This window comes from Curtobacterium flaccumfaciens pv. betae (assembly GCF_026241855.1).
GTDB lineage: Bacteria > Actinomycetota > Actinomycetes > Actinomycetales > Microbacteriaceae > Curtobacterium > Curtobacterium flaccumfaciens.
In genome coordinates this window covers 2,697,953-2,715,267 of the sequence record NZ_JAPJDC010000001.1, presented here as the reverse complement: position 1 = coordinate 2,715,267, position 17,315 = coordinate 2,697,953, and the positions used below count along the sequence as shown (strand labels likewise).

Below are 17,315 nucleotides of genomic sequence, written 5' to 3'. Positions count from 1 at the left end.
TCGGTCCGTCGGTCGGTCGTCAGTGCACGGCGGGTGCCGGCACCGGGTAGACGTCGTCCGGCATCGGCCACGGCGCCCACTTCGGCCGCGGCGCGTACACCAGGTACGGCTGCGGCGTCGGGTAGCTGACGAGCTCGAGCGTCGACCCCCACGGCGTGCGGGTGTACACGAACCGGTTGCCGGCCCCCGCCTCGTCACCACGCAGGTCGCGCGGGTCCGAGTTCCGGGTACCGCCGGCCGCCTCGACCCGGGCGAGCGTCTCGTCCAGGTCGTCGGCGTACATCGCCAGGTGCTGCCACCCCAGGTCGGACGGGTGTGCGGCGTTCCGCTGCTCGGGCCCCAGGTACTCGAACAGCTCGAGCCCCGGCCCCTCCGGCAGCGCGAGCATCCGCATGGCCCCCTGCGCCATGGTGCTCGGGATGCCGAGGTAGCCGTGCGCCTCGGAACTGCTGTTCGGCGTCTCGTCACGACGTCGCATGTCGTACAGGACGACGGCGTCGAACGCCGCCTCGAAGAACTGCGTGGCTGCGTCGATGTCCGGCACCGTGACGCCCACGTGGTCGATCCTGATTCCCCTGCTCATGGTCGATTCGTACCACCGGCGGTCACCGCCCCTCGGGTCGGGGCGGCGTCCGTGCGGGGTCGGTGCCCATCGATGCGGCAAGCCGCAGCGCGGCTCCGGGCGCGGTCGGCGCCGGTCTCGGCGGCCGTTCCGGAACGGTCGTTCCAGGACGGGGTGCGGGACACGCGACCGTTACACGAGGGAAACGGCGGGGGCGAAGTCGCTCCGTAGCTTCGTGCTCAAGCACGCACCGCCCCGCTTCCCACTCCCTCGGAGGACGCCATGGCTACCGACATCGCGACACCAGTCGCCGCGCCCCACGCCCCCACCACGACCGCCGCTCCCGCCCCAGCGGGTGCCGGTGTCGTCAAGCCCGGGTACGACCCGGCGCTCACGAACGAGGACCTCGCCCCGCTGCGCGAGCAGCGCTGGACGAGCTACAACTTCTTCGCGTTCTGGATGTCCGACGTGCACTCGGTCGGCGGCTACGTCACCGCCGGGTCGCTCTTCGCCCTCGGCATCGCGAGCTGGCAGGTGCTCATCGCCCTGGTGGTCGGCATCCTCATCGTGCAGGTCTTCGCCAACCTGGTCGCCAAGCCGTCGCAGCGCACCGGTGTGCCGTACCCGGTGATCAACCGTGCGGTGTTCGGGGTGCTCGGCGCGAACGTCCCCGCCATCATCCGCGGCCTCATCGCGATGGCCTGGTACGGCGTGCAGACCTTCCTCGCCGCCCAGTCGCTGAACATCATCTTCCTCAAGTTCATCCCGGCGTCCGCGGGGCTGCTCGACCACTCGTTCCTCGGGCTGTCGGCCCTGGGCTGGATCTCGTACGCGATCCTCTGGGTGGCGCAGGGCGCGCTGTTCTGGATGGGCATGGAGGCCATCAAGCGGTTCATCGACTGGGCCGGACCGGCGGTCTACGTGGTGATGATCGCGCTCGCGGTCTACCTGGTCAGCCAGGCGGGCATCGGCAACATCTCGTTCACCCTGTCGGTCGGCGAGCCGCTGTCCTTCGGGGCGTCGATCCCGGTGATGCTGTCCGCGGTCGCCCTGGTGGTCAGCTACTTCTCGGGCCCGATGCTGAACTTCGGGGACTTCTCGCGCTACGGCCGGTCGTTCCGTGCGGTCAAGCGCGGCAACTTCTGGGGGCTGCCGATCAACTTCCTGTTCTTCTCGGTCCTGACGGTGCTCTGCGCCAGTGCGACAGTGCCGGTGTTCGGCAAGCTCATCACCGACCCGATCGAGACCGTGCAGGCCATCGGCGCCCCGTTCGCGATCCTGCTCGGCGGCCTGACGTTCGTCACCGCGACCGTCGGCATCAACATCGTGGCGAACTTCATCAGCCCCGCGTTCGACTTCTCGAACGTGGCACCCCGGAAGATCTCGTGGCGGGCCGGTGGCATGATCGCCGCGGTCGGCTCGGTGCTCCTCACCCCGTGGAACTGGTACGGCAACGACCAGGCGATCCTGTACACGCTCGGGGTGCTCGGTGCGCTGATCGGCCCGCTGTTCGGCATCCTCATCGCGGGCTACTACATCGTCGGCAAGCAGCGCATCGCGATCGACGACATGTACTCCACGAGCCGCACCGCCCGGTACTGGTACCGCGGCGGATTCAACCCGAACGCCATCTGGACCCTCGTGGTCACCGGCGCGGTCTCGGTCGCGAGCGCGGTCCTGCCCCCGGCGCTGGGCGTGCTGCCGTGGCTGGCGAGCTACAGCTGGTTCATCGGGTGCGGCTTGGGCCTCGTCGTCTTCTGGGCGCTCGAGCGCGCCCGGCCGAGCATGCCCGTGCTCGACGCGGACGACCCGACGGTCGACGACGGCGCGGCCGTCGGTCGCGTCTGACCGCCGGCGTCGCGGCCCGTCCTCCACAGGGCGGGTCGCGGCGCTCGGTCGTCCACAGATCCGAGACACGGCCGGGAGGCCCGCCCCGCCCCCGCCACGATGGTCACCACCCGCGTCACCCGTTCCACGGCTCCACTCGCTCCACCGGAAGGACCCCGATGCGCATCCGCGTCGTCAACCCCAACACCACCGCGTCGATGACGCGGGCGATTGGCGTCGCGGCCCAGGCCGTCGCCGCTCCCGGCACGCTGGTCGAAGCGGTCGAACCCTCGATGGGGCCGGCCTCGATCGAGAGCCACTACGAAGAAGCCCTGGCCGTGCCCGGGCTGCTCGAGCAGATCGGCCGCGGCGAGCAGGACGGGGTGGACGCGTTCGTCGTCGCCTGCTTCGGCGACCCGGGGCTCGACGCCGCGCGGGAGCTCGCGACGGTGCCGGTGATCGGGATCGCCGAGGCCGGGTTCCACGCCGCCGCGATGCTCGGCCGTCGGTTCGGCGTCGTCACCACCCTGACGAGGACGACCGGCCGCGCCCACGAGCTCGCCCAGCGCTACGGCTTCGCCCCGCTCGTCACGGAGATCCGGGCGTGCGAGGTCCCGGTGCTCGAGCTCGACGACCCCGAGTCCGGTGCCCGTGCGCTCGTGATCGAGGAGTGCCGAGCGGTCATCGACGGGGGAGCCGACGCCGTCGTGCTCGGGTGCGCGGGCATGGCCGACTTCTGCGCCGAGGTCTCGCTGGCCATCGGGGCACCGGTCGTCGACGGCGTCGCGGCGGCCACGGTCCTGGCGGAGTCGCTCGTCCGGCTCGGGTTGTCCACGGGCAAGCGCGGCGAGTACGCCCTGCCGCCGGTGAAGGCGATGTCGGGGCTGCTCGCGGGCTTCGAACGCCACCCGGCTGCGATCGCGACGGCCGGGGCGGGCGCATGACGGGCCTCCCGGCGGGCGACACGGCAGACCTGGTCGTCCGCGCGCGGCGAGCCTGGGTCGACGGCGCCTTCCGCCCGGCCGCGGTCATCGTCCACGACGGCCGCATCACCGGCGTCCTGCCCGTCGACGCGGTCGTCGACGCCGTGCAGGACCACACCGTGCCGGACGGGCAGGTGCTGCTCCCCGGACTCGTCGACACCCACGTGCACGTCAACGAGCCCGGCCGCACCGAGTGGGAGGGCTTCGCGTCCGCGACCCGGGCCGCTGCGATGGGCGGCGTCACCACGATCGTGGACATGCCGCTCAACTCGATCCCCGCGACGACCACGGTCGAGGCGCTCGCCGTCAAGCGTGCGAGTGCCGAGGGCCGGGTGGCGGTCGACGTCGGGTTCTGGGGCGGCGCGGTCCCCGCGAGTCTCGGGTCGCTCGACGCCCTGCACGACGCCGGCGTCTTCGGGTTCAAGTGCTTCACGGCACCGAGCGGTGTCGACGAGTTCCCGCACCTCGACCCCGGGCAGCTCCGAGCCGCGATCGCCGAGGTCGCCCGGATCGACGCCCTGCTGATCGTGCACGCCGAAGACCCGGAGCACCTCGTGCCGCACCGCGCGCTCGGTGGCCGGTACGCCGACTTCCTGGCCACCCGGCCCGTCGCCGCCGAACGGTCCGCGATCGCGCAGGTCATCGACGGCGCGCGGGCGACCGGTGCGCGGGTGCACGTGCTGCACCTGTCCGACGCGGGTGCGCTGCCGATGCTCCGTGCCGCGAAGGACGACGGCGTCCGGATCACGGTCGAGACCTGTCCGCACTACCTGTCGTTCGAGGCGGGCACGATCCCGGACGGCGCGACCGCCTACAAGTGCTGCCCACCGATCCGCGACGACGCCAACCGCGACGCGCTGTGGGCGGGCGTGCTCGACGGCACGATCGACCTCGTCGTGTCGGACCACTCGCCCTCCACCGCCGACCTGAAGACCGACGACTGGGGTCTGGCCTGGGGCGGGGTCGCCGGCCTGCAGGTCGGGTTCCGGGCGGTGTGGACCGAGGCCCAGCGTCGCGGGATCCCGCTCGAGGCGCTGCTGCCGCTGTTCACGACCGGTCCGGCCGCCCTGGTCGGGCTGCGCGACCGCGGGGTGATCGCTCCCGGTGCCCTGGCGCACTTCGCCGTGTTCGACCCGTCCGCCGAGTCCGTCATCGACGTCGCCGGGCTCGAGCACCGCAACCCGGTGTCCGCGTTCGACGGGCTCCGCGTGCGCGGCAGCGTCACCGAGACCTGGCTCCGTGGCCGTCGCATCGCCACGGCGGACGGCGGTGTGGTCGGCGTCGAGGGGCAGCTGGCCGGACGGCCGTGCTCGCGGCGGAAACACCCCTGTAACGATCGTTCCGGTATCGTCAGATCAGGAACGGAAGGAACCAGCATGCTCCCAGTGAACCCACCCGCCCGTATCCTCATGGGGCCCGGTCCGATCGACGCCGACCCGCGCGTGCTCCGTGCGCTGTCGACGCCGCTCGTCGGCCAGTACGACCCGTGGATGACCTCGACGATGAACGAGACGCAGGCGCTCTACCGCCGCGTGTTCGGCACCCGCAACGACGCGACGCTGCTCGTGGACGGCACCTCGCGTGCGGGGATCGAAGCGGTGCTCGTCTCGCTGCTCGCCCCGGGTGACCGCGTGCTCGTGCCGGTGTTCGGCCGGTTCGGGCACCTGCTCGCCGAGATCGCCGGCCGTGCGGGTGCCGAGGTCCACACCATCGAGACCGACTGGGGCCAGGTCTTCACGCCGTCCGCCATCGAGTCGGCGATCGCCCGCGTCCGTCCGAAGGTGCTGGCGGTCGTGCAGGGCGACACCTCGACCACGATGAACCAGCCGCTCGACGAACTCGGTGCGATCTGCGAGCGGTACGGCGTCCTGCTCTACACCGACGCCACCGCGACGGTCGGCGGCAACCCGCTCGAGGTCGACGCCTGGGGGATCGACGCCGTGAGTGCCGGGCTGCAGAAGTGCCTCGGCGGCCCGTCCGGCAGCGCACCCGTCACGCTGTCGCCGGGGGCCGTGGCCGTGCTCGACGAGCGGCGGAGCGTAGAGGCCGGCATCCGCGAGCCCGGTGACGACGTCGCCGACGAACCGATCCGCTCGAACTACCTCGACCTCGCGATGATCCTCGACTACTGGGGCCCCCGCCGCCTGAACCACCACACCGAGGCCGCTTCGATGCTCTATGCGGCCCACGAGTGCGCCCGCATCCTGCTCGAGGAAGGCCGCGACGCCGTCGTCGCCCGCCACGAGACCGCCGGGCGCGCGATGCTCGCCGGGGTGCAGGCCCTCGGACTCCGGGTCTTCGGTGACGTCGCCCACAAGATGCACAACGTCGTCGCCGTCGAGATCCCCTCCGACGTCGTCGGCGACCAGGTGCGCGGCGCGATGCTCGACGACCACGGGATCGAGATCGGCACCTCGTTCGGGCCGCTGCACGGACGGGTCTGGCGCATCGGCACGATGGGCTACAACGCCCGGAAGGACACCGTGGTCACGACCCTGGCCGCGCTCGAGCACACCCTGCGCCGGGCCGGGCGCGCGGTCCCGCACGGCGGCGGTGTCGATGCCGCACTCGACGTCTTCCGCGACGACACCGCCGCGGTCGCTCCCGCCGGGGCCGAGGTGCTCGCGTGAGCGCCGTGCCCGTCCTGAACGCCACCGCCGTGGGCGCCGCCGACGCCGAACTCGTCGCCCGCTGGTGCGACGAGCTCGCCTCCCTCAGCGCCGAACCGGGCCGCATCACCCGCGTCTACCTGTCACCAGAGCACGCCCGGGCGAACGCCCTCGTTGCGGGCTGGATGCAGGACGCCGGACTGTCCACCTGGCAGGATGCCGCCGGCAACCTGCACGGCCGGGCCGCGGGCGCGACGCCCGACGCGCCCGTGCTGCTGCTCGGCTCGCACCTGGACACCGTGGTGGACGCCGGCCGGTACGACGGCGTCGTCGGGGTGCTCATGGCCATCCGCACCGCCGCCCGGCTCACCGCCGACGGTCCGCTGCCCGTCGCGCTCGAGGTCATCGCGTTCTCCGACGAAGAGGGCACGCGCTTCGGCAAGGCCCTGCTCGGTTCGTCCGCGGTGGCCGGCGTCTGGGACGACGCCTGGTGGGAGCTGGCCGACGGTGACGGCGTCACGCTCCGGCGGGCCTTCACCGACTTCGGCCTCGACCCGGAGCGCGTCGGCGACGCCGCGGTCGACCCGGCGTCGGTGGTCGGCTACCTCGAAGCGCACATCGAGCAGGGGCCGCACCTCGAACAGGCCGGGCAGGCCCTCGGGGTCGTCACGAGCATCGCGAGTGCCCGCCGGTTCTCGGTCGAGGCCGTTGGAGAGGCCCGGCACGCCGGTGGCACCCCCTACGAGCGCCGGCACGACGCCCTGCTGGCCGCCGCCGAGGCCGCGCTCGCGGTGGAACGCATCTGCCGGGCCTCGCACCAGGTCGGCACCGTCGGCACGATGACCGTCGAACCCGGAGCCGTCAACGTCGTCCCCGGGCTCGCACGGTTCTCGGTCGACCTGCGCGGCGAGTTCGACGACGAGCGCGACGAGGTCTGGGACGAACTCACCAAGGCCTTCACGCTCATCGGTGAACGGCGCGGGGTGAGCGTCACCCCGACCGAGGTGCACCGTGCGCCCGCGGTGTTCTGCTCGCCCCGGCTGATGGACGCCGTCCGCGCCGGGATCGCGTCGACGGGCGAGACCGCGCCCATGGAGCTGTTCTCACGAGCCGGCCACGACGCGATGTCGCTCGGGCTCGTGACCGACGTGGCGATGCTGTTCCTCCGGAACCCCGACGGCATCAGCCACCATCCGGACGAGTTCGTGTCGACGCCGGACATCGCCCTCGGCCTCGACGCCCTGGCCGTCGCCGTCGACCGGGTGGCCCGCGCATGAGCACCGCCGGCCCCGACGTCCGCGCCCGGATCGACTCCGTCTGGGAACAGCTCTCGCCCGCCGAACGACGCGTCGCCGCCATGGTCCGCCACGACCCCGAACTCCTGCTCGTCGGCACCTCCGCCGAACTCGCGGCCGAGTCGGGCACCTCGAAGGCCACCGTCTCGCGACTCGTCCGGTCGCTGGGGTTCCAGGACGCCGCCGAGGTCCGGCAGAACCTGATGTCCGCACGGGGCTCGGGCCTGCCGTGGGTCGCCGAGGACGCCGCCCACGTCGACCAGCGCGCGGTCGAGGCGCGCAACCTCGACGCGGCCTTCGCGTCGCTTGGCCGAGCGGACCGCCCGCGGCTGGCCCGTCGGATCGTCCGTGCCCGCCGCGTGCTCGTCCTCGGTGAGCGCGGCGCCTATCCGATCGCGCTGCAACTGCGGTCCCAGCTGGCGCAGGTGCGGTCCGACGTCCGGGTCGGTCCGTCACCCGGTCAGCGGCTCGGGGAAGAGGTCGCCGACCTCGACCGGCACGACCTCGTGGTCCTGGTGACCGTGCGTCGGCACACCGCAGGGGTCGAGCGGATCGTCCGGCACTGCGTCGACTCCGGGGCCGACGTCATCGTCCTCGGCGACCCGACGGCCGCGGTCATCGCCGCCCCCGCGGCCACCGCGATCCTCTGCCCGGTCGACTCGCCGTCGGCGTTCGACTCGATGGCCGCGCTGTTCGCCGTCGTCGCCGCGATCACGAACGACGTCTACGACGCCTCAGGCCCCGGTGGCCGGGTGCGGGTCGACGCCGTCGCCGCCGCCTACGACACGCTGGGGGAGCTCGCTGCGCCCTGATCGCCGTCGGATCCGGCGCGCAGCTCGGCACGCAGTTCGGCGGCGAGCGAGGCGTTGCGGTCGGCGATGAGCCGCGGCATGTACCGGGCCAGCGCGAGCACCTCGGCCAGGCGGCCCAGCGGGCCGAGCGGCGCGCGGAACGTGATGGTGTCGACCATGCGTGTGCCGCCGGCCGACGGCTCGAAGCGGTGTTCGTGGTGGAACCGGGCGAACGGCCCACGCACCTGTTCGTCGACGAACCGGTGCGGTGCCTCCAGGTCGGTGATCCCGCTCGTCATCCGCCAGACGATCCCGAAGTGCCGCGCACGCCAGGTGACGGTCTCGCCCAGGCCGATCGTGCCGGCCGTCGTGCCGGCGACGGCGCGTTCGTCGGTCGCGGCCATCGACCGCTCGTGCGCGCCGATGTCGAGCGACAGCGCGAAGGCGCGCTCCGGCGGAACCGGCAGGTCGGTCACGACCCGGAACGAGACGGTCACGACGCCGGCCAGACCGTCGGGGCGGACCGATCGCTGTCGGCGTCGCCGAGCTCGGGGGCCGAGAGCACCAGTCGATCGGTGCGGAGGGTGACGGGCTGCACGGTTCGAGCCTAGCCACGACGGCGCGGGCGGTAGCGTCGGGGGATGACGTTCGACGCGCTCCCGTTCCCGGTCATCGACGGCCACAACGACCTGCCGTGGGAGCGTCGTGACAGCCACGACTCCGGTGTCGAGGGCATCGACACCGAGACCGACTCGCTGCACACCGACATCCCGAAGCTCCGTGCCGGCGGCGTCGTCGGGCAGTTCTGGTCGGTGTTCGTGCCCGCAGACGACCCGGACCCCGTGACGACGACACTGCAGCAGGTCGACCTCGCACACCGGATCATCGAGCGCTACCCCGACGACCTCGCGCTCGCCCGCACCGCCGCCGAGGTCCGTGCCGCCGTCGACTCCGGCCGGATCGCGTCGCTGCTCGGCGCCGAGGGCGGGCACTCGATCGGCGACGACCTCGCGGTCCTGCGGACCCTCGCGCGGCTCGGCGTCCGCTACATGACGCTCACCCACAACGACGACACCCCCTGGGCCGACTCCGCGACCGGGGAGCGTGCGCACGGCGGCCTGACCGACCGCGGGCGGCAGATCGTCGCCGAGATGGAGCGGATCGGCATGCTCGTCGACCTGTCCCACACCGCACCGGCCACCATGCGGGACACCCTCGACGTGGCGACCCGGCCCGTCGTGTTCAGCCACTCGTCGACCGTCGCGATCGACGACCACCCGCGGAACGTGCCCGACGACGTGCTCGCCCGGTTGGCCGACAACGGCGGCGTGGTGATGATCACGTTCGTGCCGAAGTTCGTGTCGCGGGCGTGGGCGGACTGGGAGGAGTCGGGCATGTCCGGCGAGCCACCCCTGGTCACGGTGTCGGACGTCGCCGACCACGTCGAGCACGCGCGTGACGTCGCCGGTGTGGCGCACCTGGGCCTCGGCGGTGACTACGACGGCACCCCGGTGCTGCCGCCGGACCTGCGGGACGTGTCGCGGTACCCGGTGCTCGCGGCGGAGCTCGTCCGGCGCGGCTGGGGCGAGTCGGACCTGCGTGCGCTGGCCGGCGGCAACGTGCTGCGGGTGCTGGAGGCGACCGACGAGCGGTTCGCCCGGACGGCGTTCGTGCGCTGACGCGGTGGGGCGCGGCGGCATGGCCCGAGGGAGTGTCAGTTGGTCCACAGTGTGTGGACCGATTGCCGGGCGCGCACGCGTCGTCACGGACAGGACCGCCTGGGGTCCGGTCGCTAGGATCGGGCGCACACCGCGCCTCCAGGAAGAGCGATGCGCGACCTGAGCTGCGAAGGACGGACCGGATGAGCGGCACCATCTACGAGAACATCTCCCAGGCGTTCGGCAACACCCCGCTCGTCAAGCTGAACCGGCTGCCGAAGGCGGGCGGGGCCGAGGTGCTCGCGAAGCTCGAGTTCTACAACCCGGGCGCCAGCGTCAAGGACCGCCTGGGCGTCGCGATCATCGACGCGGCCGAGGCCTCCGGTGCGCTGCAGGCCGGCGGCACCATCGTCGAGGGCTCGTCCGGCAACACCGGCATCGCCCTCGCGCTCGTCGGCGCTGCTCGCGGGTACCGGGTCGTCATCACGATGCCCGAGACCATGAGCGTCGAGCGCCGTGCGTTGATCCGTGCGTACGGGGCCGAGATCGTCCTGACCCCCGGGCCCGAGGGCATGAAGGGTGCGGTCGCCAAGGCCGAGTCGATCGTCGCGGAGACCCCCGGCGCGATCCTCGCCCACCAGTTCGAGACGGCTGCGAACGCCGAGATCCACCGGAAGACCACGGCGGAGGAGATCCTCCGTGACACCGAGGAGCACGTCGACGTGTTCGTCGCCGGTGTCGGCACCGGCGGCACGATCACCGGTGTCGGGCAGGTGCTCAAGGAGCGCGTGCCCGGCGTGCAGATCGTCGCCGTGGAGCCGAAGGACTCGCCCCTGCTCACCGAGGGCAAGGCCGGTCCGCACAAGATCCAGGGCATCGGCGCGAACTTCGTGCCCGAGGTCCTCGACCAGAGCGTCATCGACGAGGTGTTCGACGTCGAGCTCGACGACGCGCTCCGGGTGGCCCGCGCCCTGGCGACGCAGGAGGGCATCCTGTCGGGCATCTCGTCCGGCGCGATCATCCACGCGGCGCTCGAGATCGCCGCACGCCCCGAGAACGCCGGCAAGCGGATCGTCGCCATCGTGTGCGACACCGGAGAGCGCTACCTGTCGACGGTGCTCTTCGAGGGGCTCACTGCGTGAGTCGTCCTCTTCGACGAGGCGTGCTGCGGACCATCCGGGAGGACCTGTCCGCAGCACGCCGCGGTGACCCCGCAGCCCGGGGCGACCTGGAGAACGCGATCGTCTACTCCGGGTTGCACGCCATCTGGACGTACCGGGTGACCCACCGTCTCTGGAACGCACAGGGGTTGCCCGGGTCCCGATTCGCGGCCCGGCTGCTCGGGCAGGTCGCACGGTCGGTCACCGGCATCGAGATCCACCCCGGCGCGCGCATCGGCCGCCGGTTCTTCATCGACCACGGCATGGGTGTCGTCATCGGCGAGACCGCGGTCATCGGCGACGACGTGCTCGTGTTCCACGGTGTCACCCTGGGCGGACGCGGGGGCGACCACGGCCCGGGGGCCCGTCGGCACCCGGTGGTGGGGGACCGCGTGGTGCTCGGCGCCGGGTCGTCGCTGATCGGGGCGATCACGATCGGTCCGGACTCCGTCGTCGGCGCCAACACCGTGGTGACGAAGGACGTCCCGGCGGGGTCCGTCGTCACCGGTGTCGCCGGGACTCCGCGTCCCCGGTCCGGGCACGAGGGCGTCCCGACGCTCTGACCGCGCCGGGCACACGCCGGCCGCGTCGCGCCACGGCCCGGGCGCACGCCGGGCACGCAAGACACCGGTGTTCGCGCATCGCACCGCGGTGTGCGGTTGTTCAGCACGCGAACACCGGTGTCTTGCCGGTGTCACCGAGCGCGAGTGAGCGTCAGCTCTTCTCGCAGGCGATGCCGTCCTTGTCGCGGTCGAGCTTGGCGTTCGCCTTGTACAGGGCGTCGTCCTTCTTCACCGTGCCCTTGAGTGCGCGGGTGGTGGTCTTACCGCCCGAGACGACCTTGTTGCTCGTGACGGACTTCTTGGCGATGCCACCGGAGTACACCTTCTGCACCGCGGTGCAGTTGGCGTAGGACTTCGGTGCCGCCTGCGCGGTCGAGGTCCCGCCGACGACGACGGTGGTCGCGAGGACGGCGGTGGCGGCGGCGATGCCGAGGGTACGGATGATGCGCACGGGTTCCCCCTGGAACTGGTGGTGATCGCGCGAGCGACCGCCGCGTCGGGTACGCGGCGTGGTGATCCTACGACGTGATCGAGGCTCACGACCCGCCCCCGAACGGGGTGCCCTGTCGGCGGCCTGCGGCATCCTGGTCAGATGGACGGCGAGCAGCTGCACGAGATCGCGAGCCGCACGGCCCTGGGGCTGCCGGCGGCACTCGAGACCCAGCCGTTCGGCGAGGGCTCGGTGGTCTACAAGGTCGTCGGCAAGATGTTCGTGATGGTGACCGAGGTGCGTGGGACCCCGATCGTGAACCTCAAGTGCGCGCCGCCGCACGGGGCGGCGCTGGTGCGCGACCACGACGAGATCACGCCGGGGTGGCACATGAACAAGCGGCACTGGATCACGCTGACACCGGGCGACGGCATCGACGAGACCCTGGTCGAGGACCTCGTGGCGAACGCCTACGACCTGGTGGTCGCCGGGCTGCCCGTGGCGAAGCGTCCGATCGACCCCTCGCGCGGCGCGCTACCGGCCTGATCGGGATCGACGGGCTCGACGGGCTCGTCGGGATCAGACTCGCGCGGCGACCTTCGACAGGTCCTGGACGACCTTCGGAGCCAGGCGCTCGCCCGACTCGAGCACGGCCCGCGCACGATCGGGTGCCAGGTCGCCGAAGATCTCGCCGATGGTCACCCCGTGTTCCGGCCGGTACGTCACCTCGATGGGGTCACCCGCGGCGACCGAACCGGACTTGACCACGCGGAAGTACGCCCCCGGCCGCCCCTCGTCGGCGAACCGCTTCACCCACTTGTCGACCCCCATGCGCCGGGCGAAGGTGCCGCAGGGTGTGCGGGGGACCGTCACCTCGAGCACGAGGGTGTCGCCGATCCGCCAGCGTTCCCCGGTCACGGCCCCGGTCACGTCGATCCCGCTGGTGCGGAGGTTCTCGCCGAACAGGCCGGGCGGGACCTCGCGCTCGAGCAGGTCCGCGAAGTACGCGGCGTCCTCGTCGGCGTAGGCGTACACGGCCTGGTCCACACCGCCGTGGTACTTGCGGTTCGCCTGCACGTCGGCGCGCAGGCCGAGCGGCCGGACCCGGACGCTCCCGGTGACCGGGCGCTTGTCGATGGCGGTGACGCCGATGATGCCGGAGTCCGGCAGCAGGCGGTCGACGCGGCAGACGGCGGTGACGAGCGACATGGAGCCAACTCTGGCGCACACACGCCGCCGCACCAAGCAGGGCCGCGCACGGCCCGGCGGATCGGGATGAATGACCCAAGCGGTCGAGCGAGCACCGGTCCTACGGTGAAGGGGCTTCGGTCTCCCGCCGATCGGGAGGCAGCGGCCAGTCCGCGTCACATGTGGAGCAGGAACTCACGGAGGTTCACGATGGCGTTCGTCACCACGAGCGATGGTGCAGAGATCTTCTACAAGGACTGGGGGCCGCGCGATGCGCAGCCGATCGTCTTCCACCACGGATGGCCCCTGTCGTCGGACGACTGGGACGCGCAGATGCTGTTCTTCCTGGGCAAGGGGTACCGGGTGATCGCGCACGACCGCCGTGGGCACGGGCGTTCGTCGCAGATCGGCACCGGTCACGACATGGACCACTACGCGAGCGACACGGATGCGCTCGTGCAGCACCTCGACCTGCGGAACGCGGTCCACATCGGGCACTCCACCGGTGGTGGCCAGGTCGCGCGGTACGTCGCGCAGTACGGCGAGCCCCAGGGCCGGGTCGCCAAGGCCGTCCTGGTGTCGTCGGTGCCGCCGATCATGCTGCAGAGCGACTCCAACCCGGAGGGCACGCCGATCTCGGTGCTCGACGGGTTCCGGAGCGCACTCGCCGCGAACCGCGCCGAGTTCTACCAGGCCGTCGCCGAGGGGCCGTTCTACGGGTTCAACCGTCCGGGCGTGGAGGTCTCGGCCCCGGTGGTCGCGAACTGGTGGCGGCAGGGGATGACGGGCAGCGCCCTGGCCCACTACGAGGGCATCAAGGCGTTCTCCGAGACGGACCAGACCGAGGACCTCAAGGCGATCTCCGTCCCGGTCCTGGTCACGCAGGGCGATGACGACCAGGTCGTGCCGTACAAGGCGGCCTCGCTCAAGCAGGCCGAGCTGCTCAGCAACGCCACGCTCAAGATCTACGAGGGGTTCCCGCACGGGATGCTGACGACCCACGCGGACGTCATCAACCCCGACCTGCTCGCCTTCATCCAGCAGTAGGACGAGCCGACCGGCAGGAGGACGAGCCGACCAGCAGGGGGACGAGCCGACACGCAGGACGCAAGGGGCGCACACCGGAACCGTCCGGTGTGCGCCCCTTCGGTGTGTGACGAACGCGGTGCGGGATGCGTCCCACCAGTACCCGTCCGACGACGGTGGACGGACGCACCCAGCCGTTCACCATCCACCACCAGTAGAAGGAACGCGTGCACCACCAGTCCCTCGCCGAGCTCGACGACGCGGTCCTCGCTGGCCGGTCGTCCGACGGCGACGTCCGGGCCTTCGAGGTCCTGATCCGTCGCCACACCCCGCTGCTCCGCGCCTACGCCCGTCGGACCCTCGGTTCCACCGACGAACTCGACGACGTCGTGCAGGAGACCTTCATCACCGCGTGGGACCGCCTCGACTCCCTCGAGGACCTCGCGCGCGTGAAGGCGTGGTTGATGCGCATCCTGAGCCGGAAGTGCCTCGACCGGATCCGCGCGCGGCGCGTCCACGACGACGTCACCGAGCTCGAGGTCGCCGCGCCGGCCGACGACGCACCCGACCGGGTCGCCGAGGCGCGCTCGCGCGAGGACGCGGTCGAACGTGCGCTGGCCGAACTGCCCGAAGCCCAACGACGGTGCTGGATCATGAAGGAGGTGCTCGAGTACCGGTACGACGAGATCGCCGCCGAACTCGACCTGCCACCCTCGACGGTCCGGGGACTGCTGTCCCGAGCGAGGAAGAACATGATCCGACTCATGGAGGGATGGCGATGACCGACCACGACGGCATCCGGCCGGACCTGCCCGACAGCCCCGAAGCACTCGACGCCCTCGAACCCGGTGACCTGGACGGCCACTCGATCGACGAACTCGCCGACTACCTCGACGCCGGCATGCAGCCGGCGGACCCGAGCATCGACGACTCGCCCGCCTGCCAGAACGCCCTGGCCGCGATCATCCGCGTCCGCCACGCGTCGCTCCGCTCGCTCGAGGCGGCCGCCCGCGACGAGGCCCCGGCCGACGAGTCCTGGATCAGCGGCGTCCTGGCGAACATCTCGATCGAGTCCCGCTCCGGTCGCGACGTCCCGCTCCGCCCCCTGTCCGAGACCGAGCGCCCCGTGATGACCGAGGGGGCCATCCGTTCCCTCATCCGCCGCACCGGTGACGAGGTCCCCGGCGTCCTGGTGGCCCGCTGCCACCTCGACGGCGACGTCACCGAACTCGCGTCCCCGATCCGGGTGGTCGTCGAGATCGCGATCGCGTCCGGTCCGTCGATCCCCGCCACCGCTGACCTGGTCCGCACCGCCGTGGCCGGCGCCCTGGCCGAGCAGACCGACCTGCTCGTCGAGGCGGTCGACGTCGTCGTCCGCGACCTGCTGCCGGACCCCGAGCCCGGTACCGACCCCGAGGAGGCCCGATGAGCACCACCGACGAGACCCTCGCCGCGATCGAGGCCGCCGTCCTCGAGGTCTCCGGCGTCACCGACCTGTACCGCTCCCGCCCGACGGTCGCGAGCGCCGTGCAGGCGGTCCGCAGCATCGCCACGAGCACCGGACCGCTCCGGGTCGTCATCGACGACGGCGCCCTGCGTGTCGTCATCGGCACCGACGGCTTCCGCCCGGCTCCCGAGGTCGCACGCGCCGTCCACGACGTCGCCCTGGCGACCGCGGCGGCGCAGGGCCTGGCGCTCAGTCGCGTCGACGTGCGCGTCGCGCGGGTGGGCTGACCGCGACCACAGATCGGACGGGAGGCCCGTGGCGACGCCGCTACGGGCCTCCCGTCCGCCGTGGGCGCAGCTGACCCCGGCACACGCGACCCGACGCCGCCCGCGGCGCCGAAGGAGACCCTCGCAGGACCACGTGCGGAGCGCCGGCAGTCCGTAGCGTGCTCGTGAGGGAGCGGCAGCAGTTCCGCACCGATCGTCGTCGCACTGACCGGAGGAGCCATGGAGACCGACGCCGCCGTGCTCCCGTCACGTCGCGTCCGCGTGTACGGACGGCCGTTCGACGCGGACTCCTACGCCCTGCGGGACTTCCTGTCACGCTCCGTGGTGCAGTTCGACTGGTTCCCGGTCGACGTCGACGGGGTCGGGGGCGCCGACCGGGTCGATCCGTCGCGGCTCCCGCTCGTCGTGTTCCCCGACGGCGTGGAACTCGTTGCACCCACGCTGCGCGAGGTCGCCGACCGGCTCGGGTGGATCCACGCACCGCGGCGCCAGGAGTACGACCTGTCGATCTACGGCGCCGGTCCCGCCGGGCTGTCCGCGGCCGTGTACGCCGCCTCCGAAGGGCTCGACGTCGTCCTGCTCGAGCGGGACGCCGTGGGCGGGCAGGCCGGGTCGAGCAGCCTCATCGAGAACTACCTGGGGTTCCCCGAGGGGATCGCCGGAGCGGACCTCGCCGAGCGCGCCCGGGAACAGGCCGTCCGGTTCGGCGCCGAACTCCTGGTGATGCGCGAGGGTGTGCGCGGTGTCTTCCACGACGGCCGCATCCACGCCGACCTCGCCGACGGCGGCCACGTCGTCGCCCGTGCGAACATCTGCGCGACCGGTGTCGAGTGGCGTCGGCTCGGGCTGCAGCGCGAGCAGGAGCTGCTCGGCTGCGGTGTCTACTACGGTGCCGGGACGAGCGAGGCGGACGGCTGCGCCGGCGAGCAGGTCTTCGTGGTCGGCGGGGCGAACTCGGCGGGCCAGGCGGCGATGAACCTGTCCCGCTCCGCGGCGCACGTCACGATGCTCGTGCGGGGCGCGTCGCTGTCGGCCACGATGTCGGAGTACCTGAGCGCCAGGATCGCGGCCGCACCGAACGTGACGGTCCGGACGGGCTCCCGGGTCTCGGCGCTGCACGGGGACAGCCGACTCGAGTCGATCGAGGTCACCGACGGCGACGGCGCCACGGTGTCGCTGCCGGCCACGCGGTTGTTCATCTGCATCGGCGGACGACCGGACACGAGCTGGGCCGAACAGACGCCGATGGTCCGTGACCGGCTCGGGTACCTGGTCACCGGCCCGGACCTCGACGCCGTCGACGGCTCGCTCGAGCACTGGCCGCTCGAGCGGCGTCCCTTCTGGCTCGAGACGAACGTGCCCGGGTCCTTCGCCGCCGGGGACGTCCGCGCCGGGTCCGTCAAACGCGTCGCCGCAGCGGTCGGCGAGGGCGCCATGGCCGTGACCTTCGTCCACCGCCACCTGGCGACGAGCGACTGACCGAGGAGCC

At 72.2% G+C, this 17,315-nt stretch carries 18 protein-coding genes and 1 pseudogene; 15 read left to right on the top strand and 4 right to left on the bottom strand.

The genetic code is table 11. The features are described from left to right. Positions 1-19: 19 nt before the first annotated feature. Positions 20-583, bottom strand: a complete 564-nt coding sequence (locus ORG17_RS12760; protein WP_035808811.1) for a VOC family protein — start codon at positions 581-583, stop codon at positions 20-22. A 261-nt stretch (positions 584-844) separates the two neighbouring features. On the opposite strand from ORG17_RS12760, the gene ORG17_RS12755 reads away from it, so the two are divergent. From ORG17_RS12755 to ORG17_RS12730, 6 genes and pseudogenes are all read left to right on the top strand, one after another. Then, the gene (locus ORG17_RS12755) at positions 845-2,410 is read left to right on the top strand and encodes an NCS1 family nucleobase:cation symporter-1 (protein ID WP_214527929.1); all 1,566 of its coding nucleotides are present in this window, start codon (positions 845-847) and stop codon (positions 2,408-2,410) included. Between the two features lie 158 nt (positions 2,411-2,568). Continuing rightward, positions 2,569-3,333, top strand: coding sequence for an aspartate/glutamate racemase family protein (locus tag ORG17_RS12750; protein ID WP_214527928.1), 765 nt, complete (start codon positions 2,569-2,571; stop codon positions 3,331-3,333). Next, a pseudogene (gene allB, locus ORG17_RS18510) lies at positions 3,330-4,640 on the top strand (allantoinase AllB); the annotation flags it as partial. The gene ORG17_RS12750 and the pseudogene allB, both read left to right, overlap by 4 nt. Positions 4,641-4,748: 108 nt before the next feature. Continuing rightward, entirely contained in the window at positions 4,749-6,002 is a 1,254-nt protein-coding gene (locus ORG17_RS18505; RefSeq protein ID WP_214527933.1) for a pyridoxal-phosphate-dependent aminotransferase family protein, read from the top strand. Next, a complete protein-coding gene (locus ORG17_RS12735; protein ID WP_214527927.1) occupies positions 5,999-7,258 on the top strand; it encodes an allantoate amidohydrolase in 1,260 nt (419 codons plus the stop codon). Before ORG17_RS18505 ends, ORG17_RS12735 begins: the two co-directional genes overlap by 4 nt. After that, entirely contained in the window at positions 7,255-8,088 is an 834-nt protein-coding gene (locus ORG17_RS12730; RefSeq protein ID WP_071405077.1) for a MurR/RpiR family transcriptional regulator, read from the top strand. Before ORG17_RS12735 ends, ORG17_RS12730 begins: the two co-directional genes overlap by 4 nt. On the opposite strand, the gene ORG17_RS12725 is transcribed toward ORG17_RS12730, so the two are convergent. Next, a complete protein-coding gene (locus tag ORG17_RS12725; protein ID WP_111056259.1) occupies positions 8,055-8,564 on the bottom strand; it encodes an SRPBCC family protein in 510 nt (169 codons plus the stop codon). The two genes, ORG17_RS12730 and ORG17_RS12725, sit on opposite strands and share 34 nt — an antisense overlap. A gap of 144 nt (positions 8,565-8,708) precedes the next feature. Here ORG17_RS12725 and ORG17_RS12720 point away from each other — a divergent pair, with 144 nt between their 5' ends. The 3 genes from ORG17_RS12720 (at position 8,709) to epsC (ending at position 11,448) form a co-directional block, all read left to right on the top strand. Beyond that, positions 8,709-9,746, top strand: coding sequence for a dipeptidase (locus ORG17_RS12720; RefSeq protein WP_027466261.1), 1,038 nt, complete (start codon positions 8,709-8,711; stop codon positions 9,744-9,746). 182 nt (positions 9,747-9,928) lie between these two features. After that, positions 9,929-10,867 (top strand): cysteine synthase A, encoded by a 939-nt coding sequence (gene cysK, locus ORG17_RS12715; protein ID WP_214527926.1) that lies wholly within the window; start codon positions 9,929-9,931, stop codon positions 10,865-10,867. Positions 10,868-10,887: 20 nt separating this feature from the next. Next, positions 10,888-11,448, top strand: a complete 561-nt coding sequence (epsC, locus tag ORG17_RS12710; RefSeq protein ID WP_027466263.1) for a serine O-acetyltransferase EpsC — start codon at positions 10,888-10,890, stop codon at positions 11,446-11,448. Between the two features lie 151 nt (positions 11,449-11,599). Here the strand turns inward: epsC and ORG17_RS12705 are convergent, their stop codons facing one another. Next, positions 11,600-11,899, bottom strand: a complete 300-nt coding sequence (locus tag ORG17_RS12705; protein WP_196783335.1) for an excalibur calcium-binding domain-containing protein — start codon at positions 11,897-11,899, stop codon at positions 11,600-11,602. A gap of 141 nt (positions 11,900-12,040) precedes the next feature. On the opposite strand from ORG17_RS12705, the gene ORG17_RS12700 reads away from it, so the two are divergent. Continuing rightward, positions 12,041-12,424, top strand: coding sequence for an MmcQ/YjbR family DNA-binding protein (locus tag ORG17_RS12700; RefSeq protein ID WP_214527925.1), 384 nt, complete (start codon positions 12,041-12,043; stop codon positions 12,422-12,424). Positions 12,425-12,457: 33 nt separating this feature from the next. On the opposite strand, the gene ORG17_RS12695 is transcribed toward ORG17_RS12700, so the two are convergent. Beyond that, positions 12,458-13,087, bottom strand: a complete 630-nt coding sequence (locus ORG17_RS12695) for an MOSC domain-containing protein (RefSeq protein WP_027466266.1) — start codon at positions 13,085-13,087, stop codon at positions 12,458-12,460. 189 nt (positions 13,088-13,276) lie between these two features. Here ORG17_RS12695 and ORG17_RS12690 point away from each other — a divergent pair, with 189 nt between their 5' ends. The 5 genes from ORG17_RS12690 (at position 13,277) to ORG17_RS12670 (ending at position 17,305) form a co-directional block, all read left to right on the top strand. Further along, positions 13,277-14,113 (top strand): alpha/beta fold hydrolase, encoded by an 837-nt coding sequence (locus tag ORG17_RS12690; RefSeq protein WP_214527924.1) that lies wholly within the window; start codon positions 13,277-13,279, stop codon positions 14,111-14,113. 206 nt (positions 14,114-14,319) lie between these two features. After that, on the top strand, positions 14,320-14,874 hold the full coding sequence (locus tag ORG17_RS12685; protein WP_214527923.1) for an RNA polymerase sigma factor: 555 nt from the start codon (positions 14,320-14,322) through the stop codon (positions 14,872-14,874). Then, positions 14,871-15,521: an Asp23/Gls24 family envelope stress response protein gene (locus ORG17_RS12680; RefSeq protein ID WP_214527922.1), complete on the top strand. Its 651-nt coding sequence runs from the start codon at positions 14,871-14,873 to the stop codon at positions 15,519-15,521. The genes ORG17_RS12685 and ORG17_RS12680 overlap by 4 nt, the downstream gene beginning before the upstream one ends. Then, entirely contained in the window at positions 15,518-15,826 is a 309-nt protein-coding gene (locus tag ORG17_RS12675) for a hypothetical protein (protein ID WP_214524834.1), read from the top strand. The genes ORG17_RS12680 and ORG17_RS12675 overlap by 4 nt, the downstream gene beginning before the upstream one ends. A 219-nt stretch (positions 15,827-16,045) precedes the next feature. Beyond that, entirely contained in the window at positions 16,046-17,305 is a 1,260-nt protein-coding gene (locus ORG17_RS12670; protein WP_214527921.1) for an NAD(P)/FAD-dependent oxidoreductase, read from the top strand. Positions 17,306-17,315 lie beyond the last annotated feature (10 nt).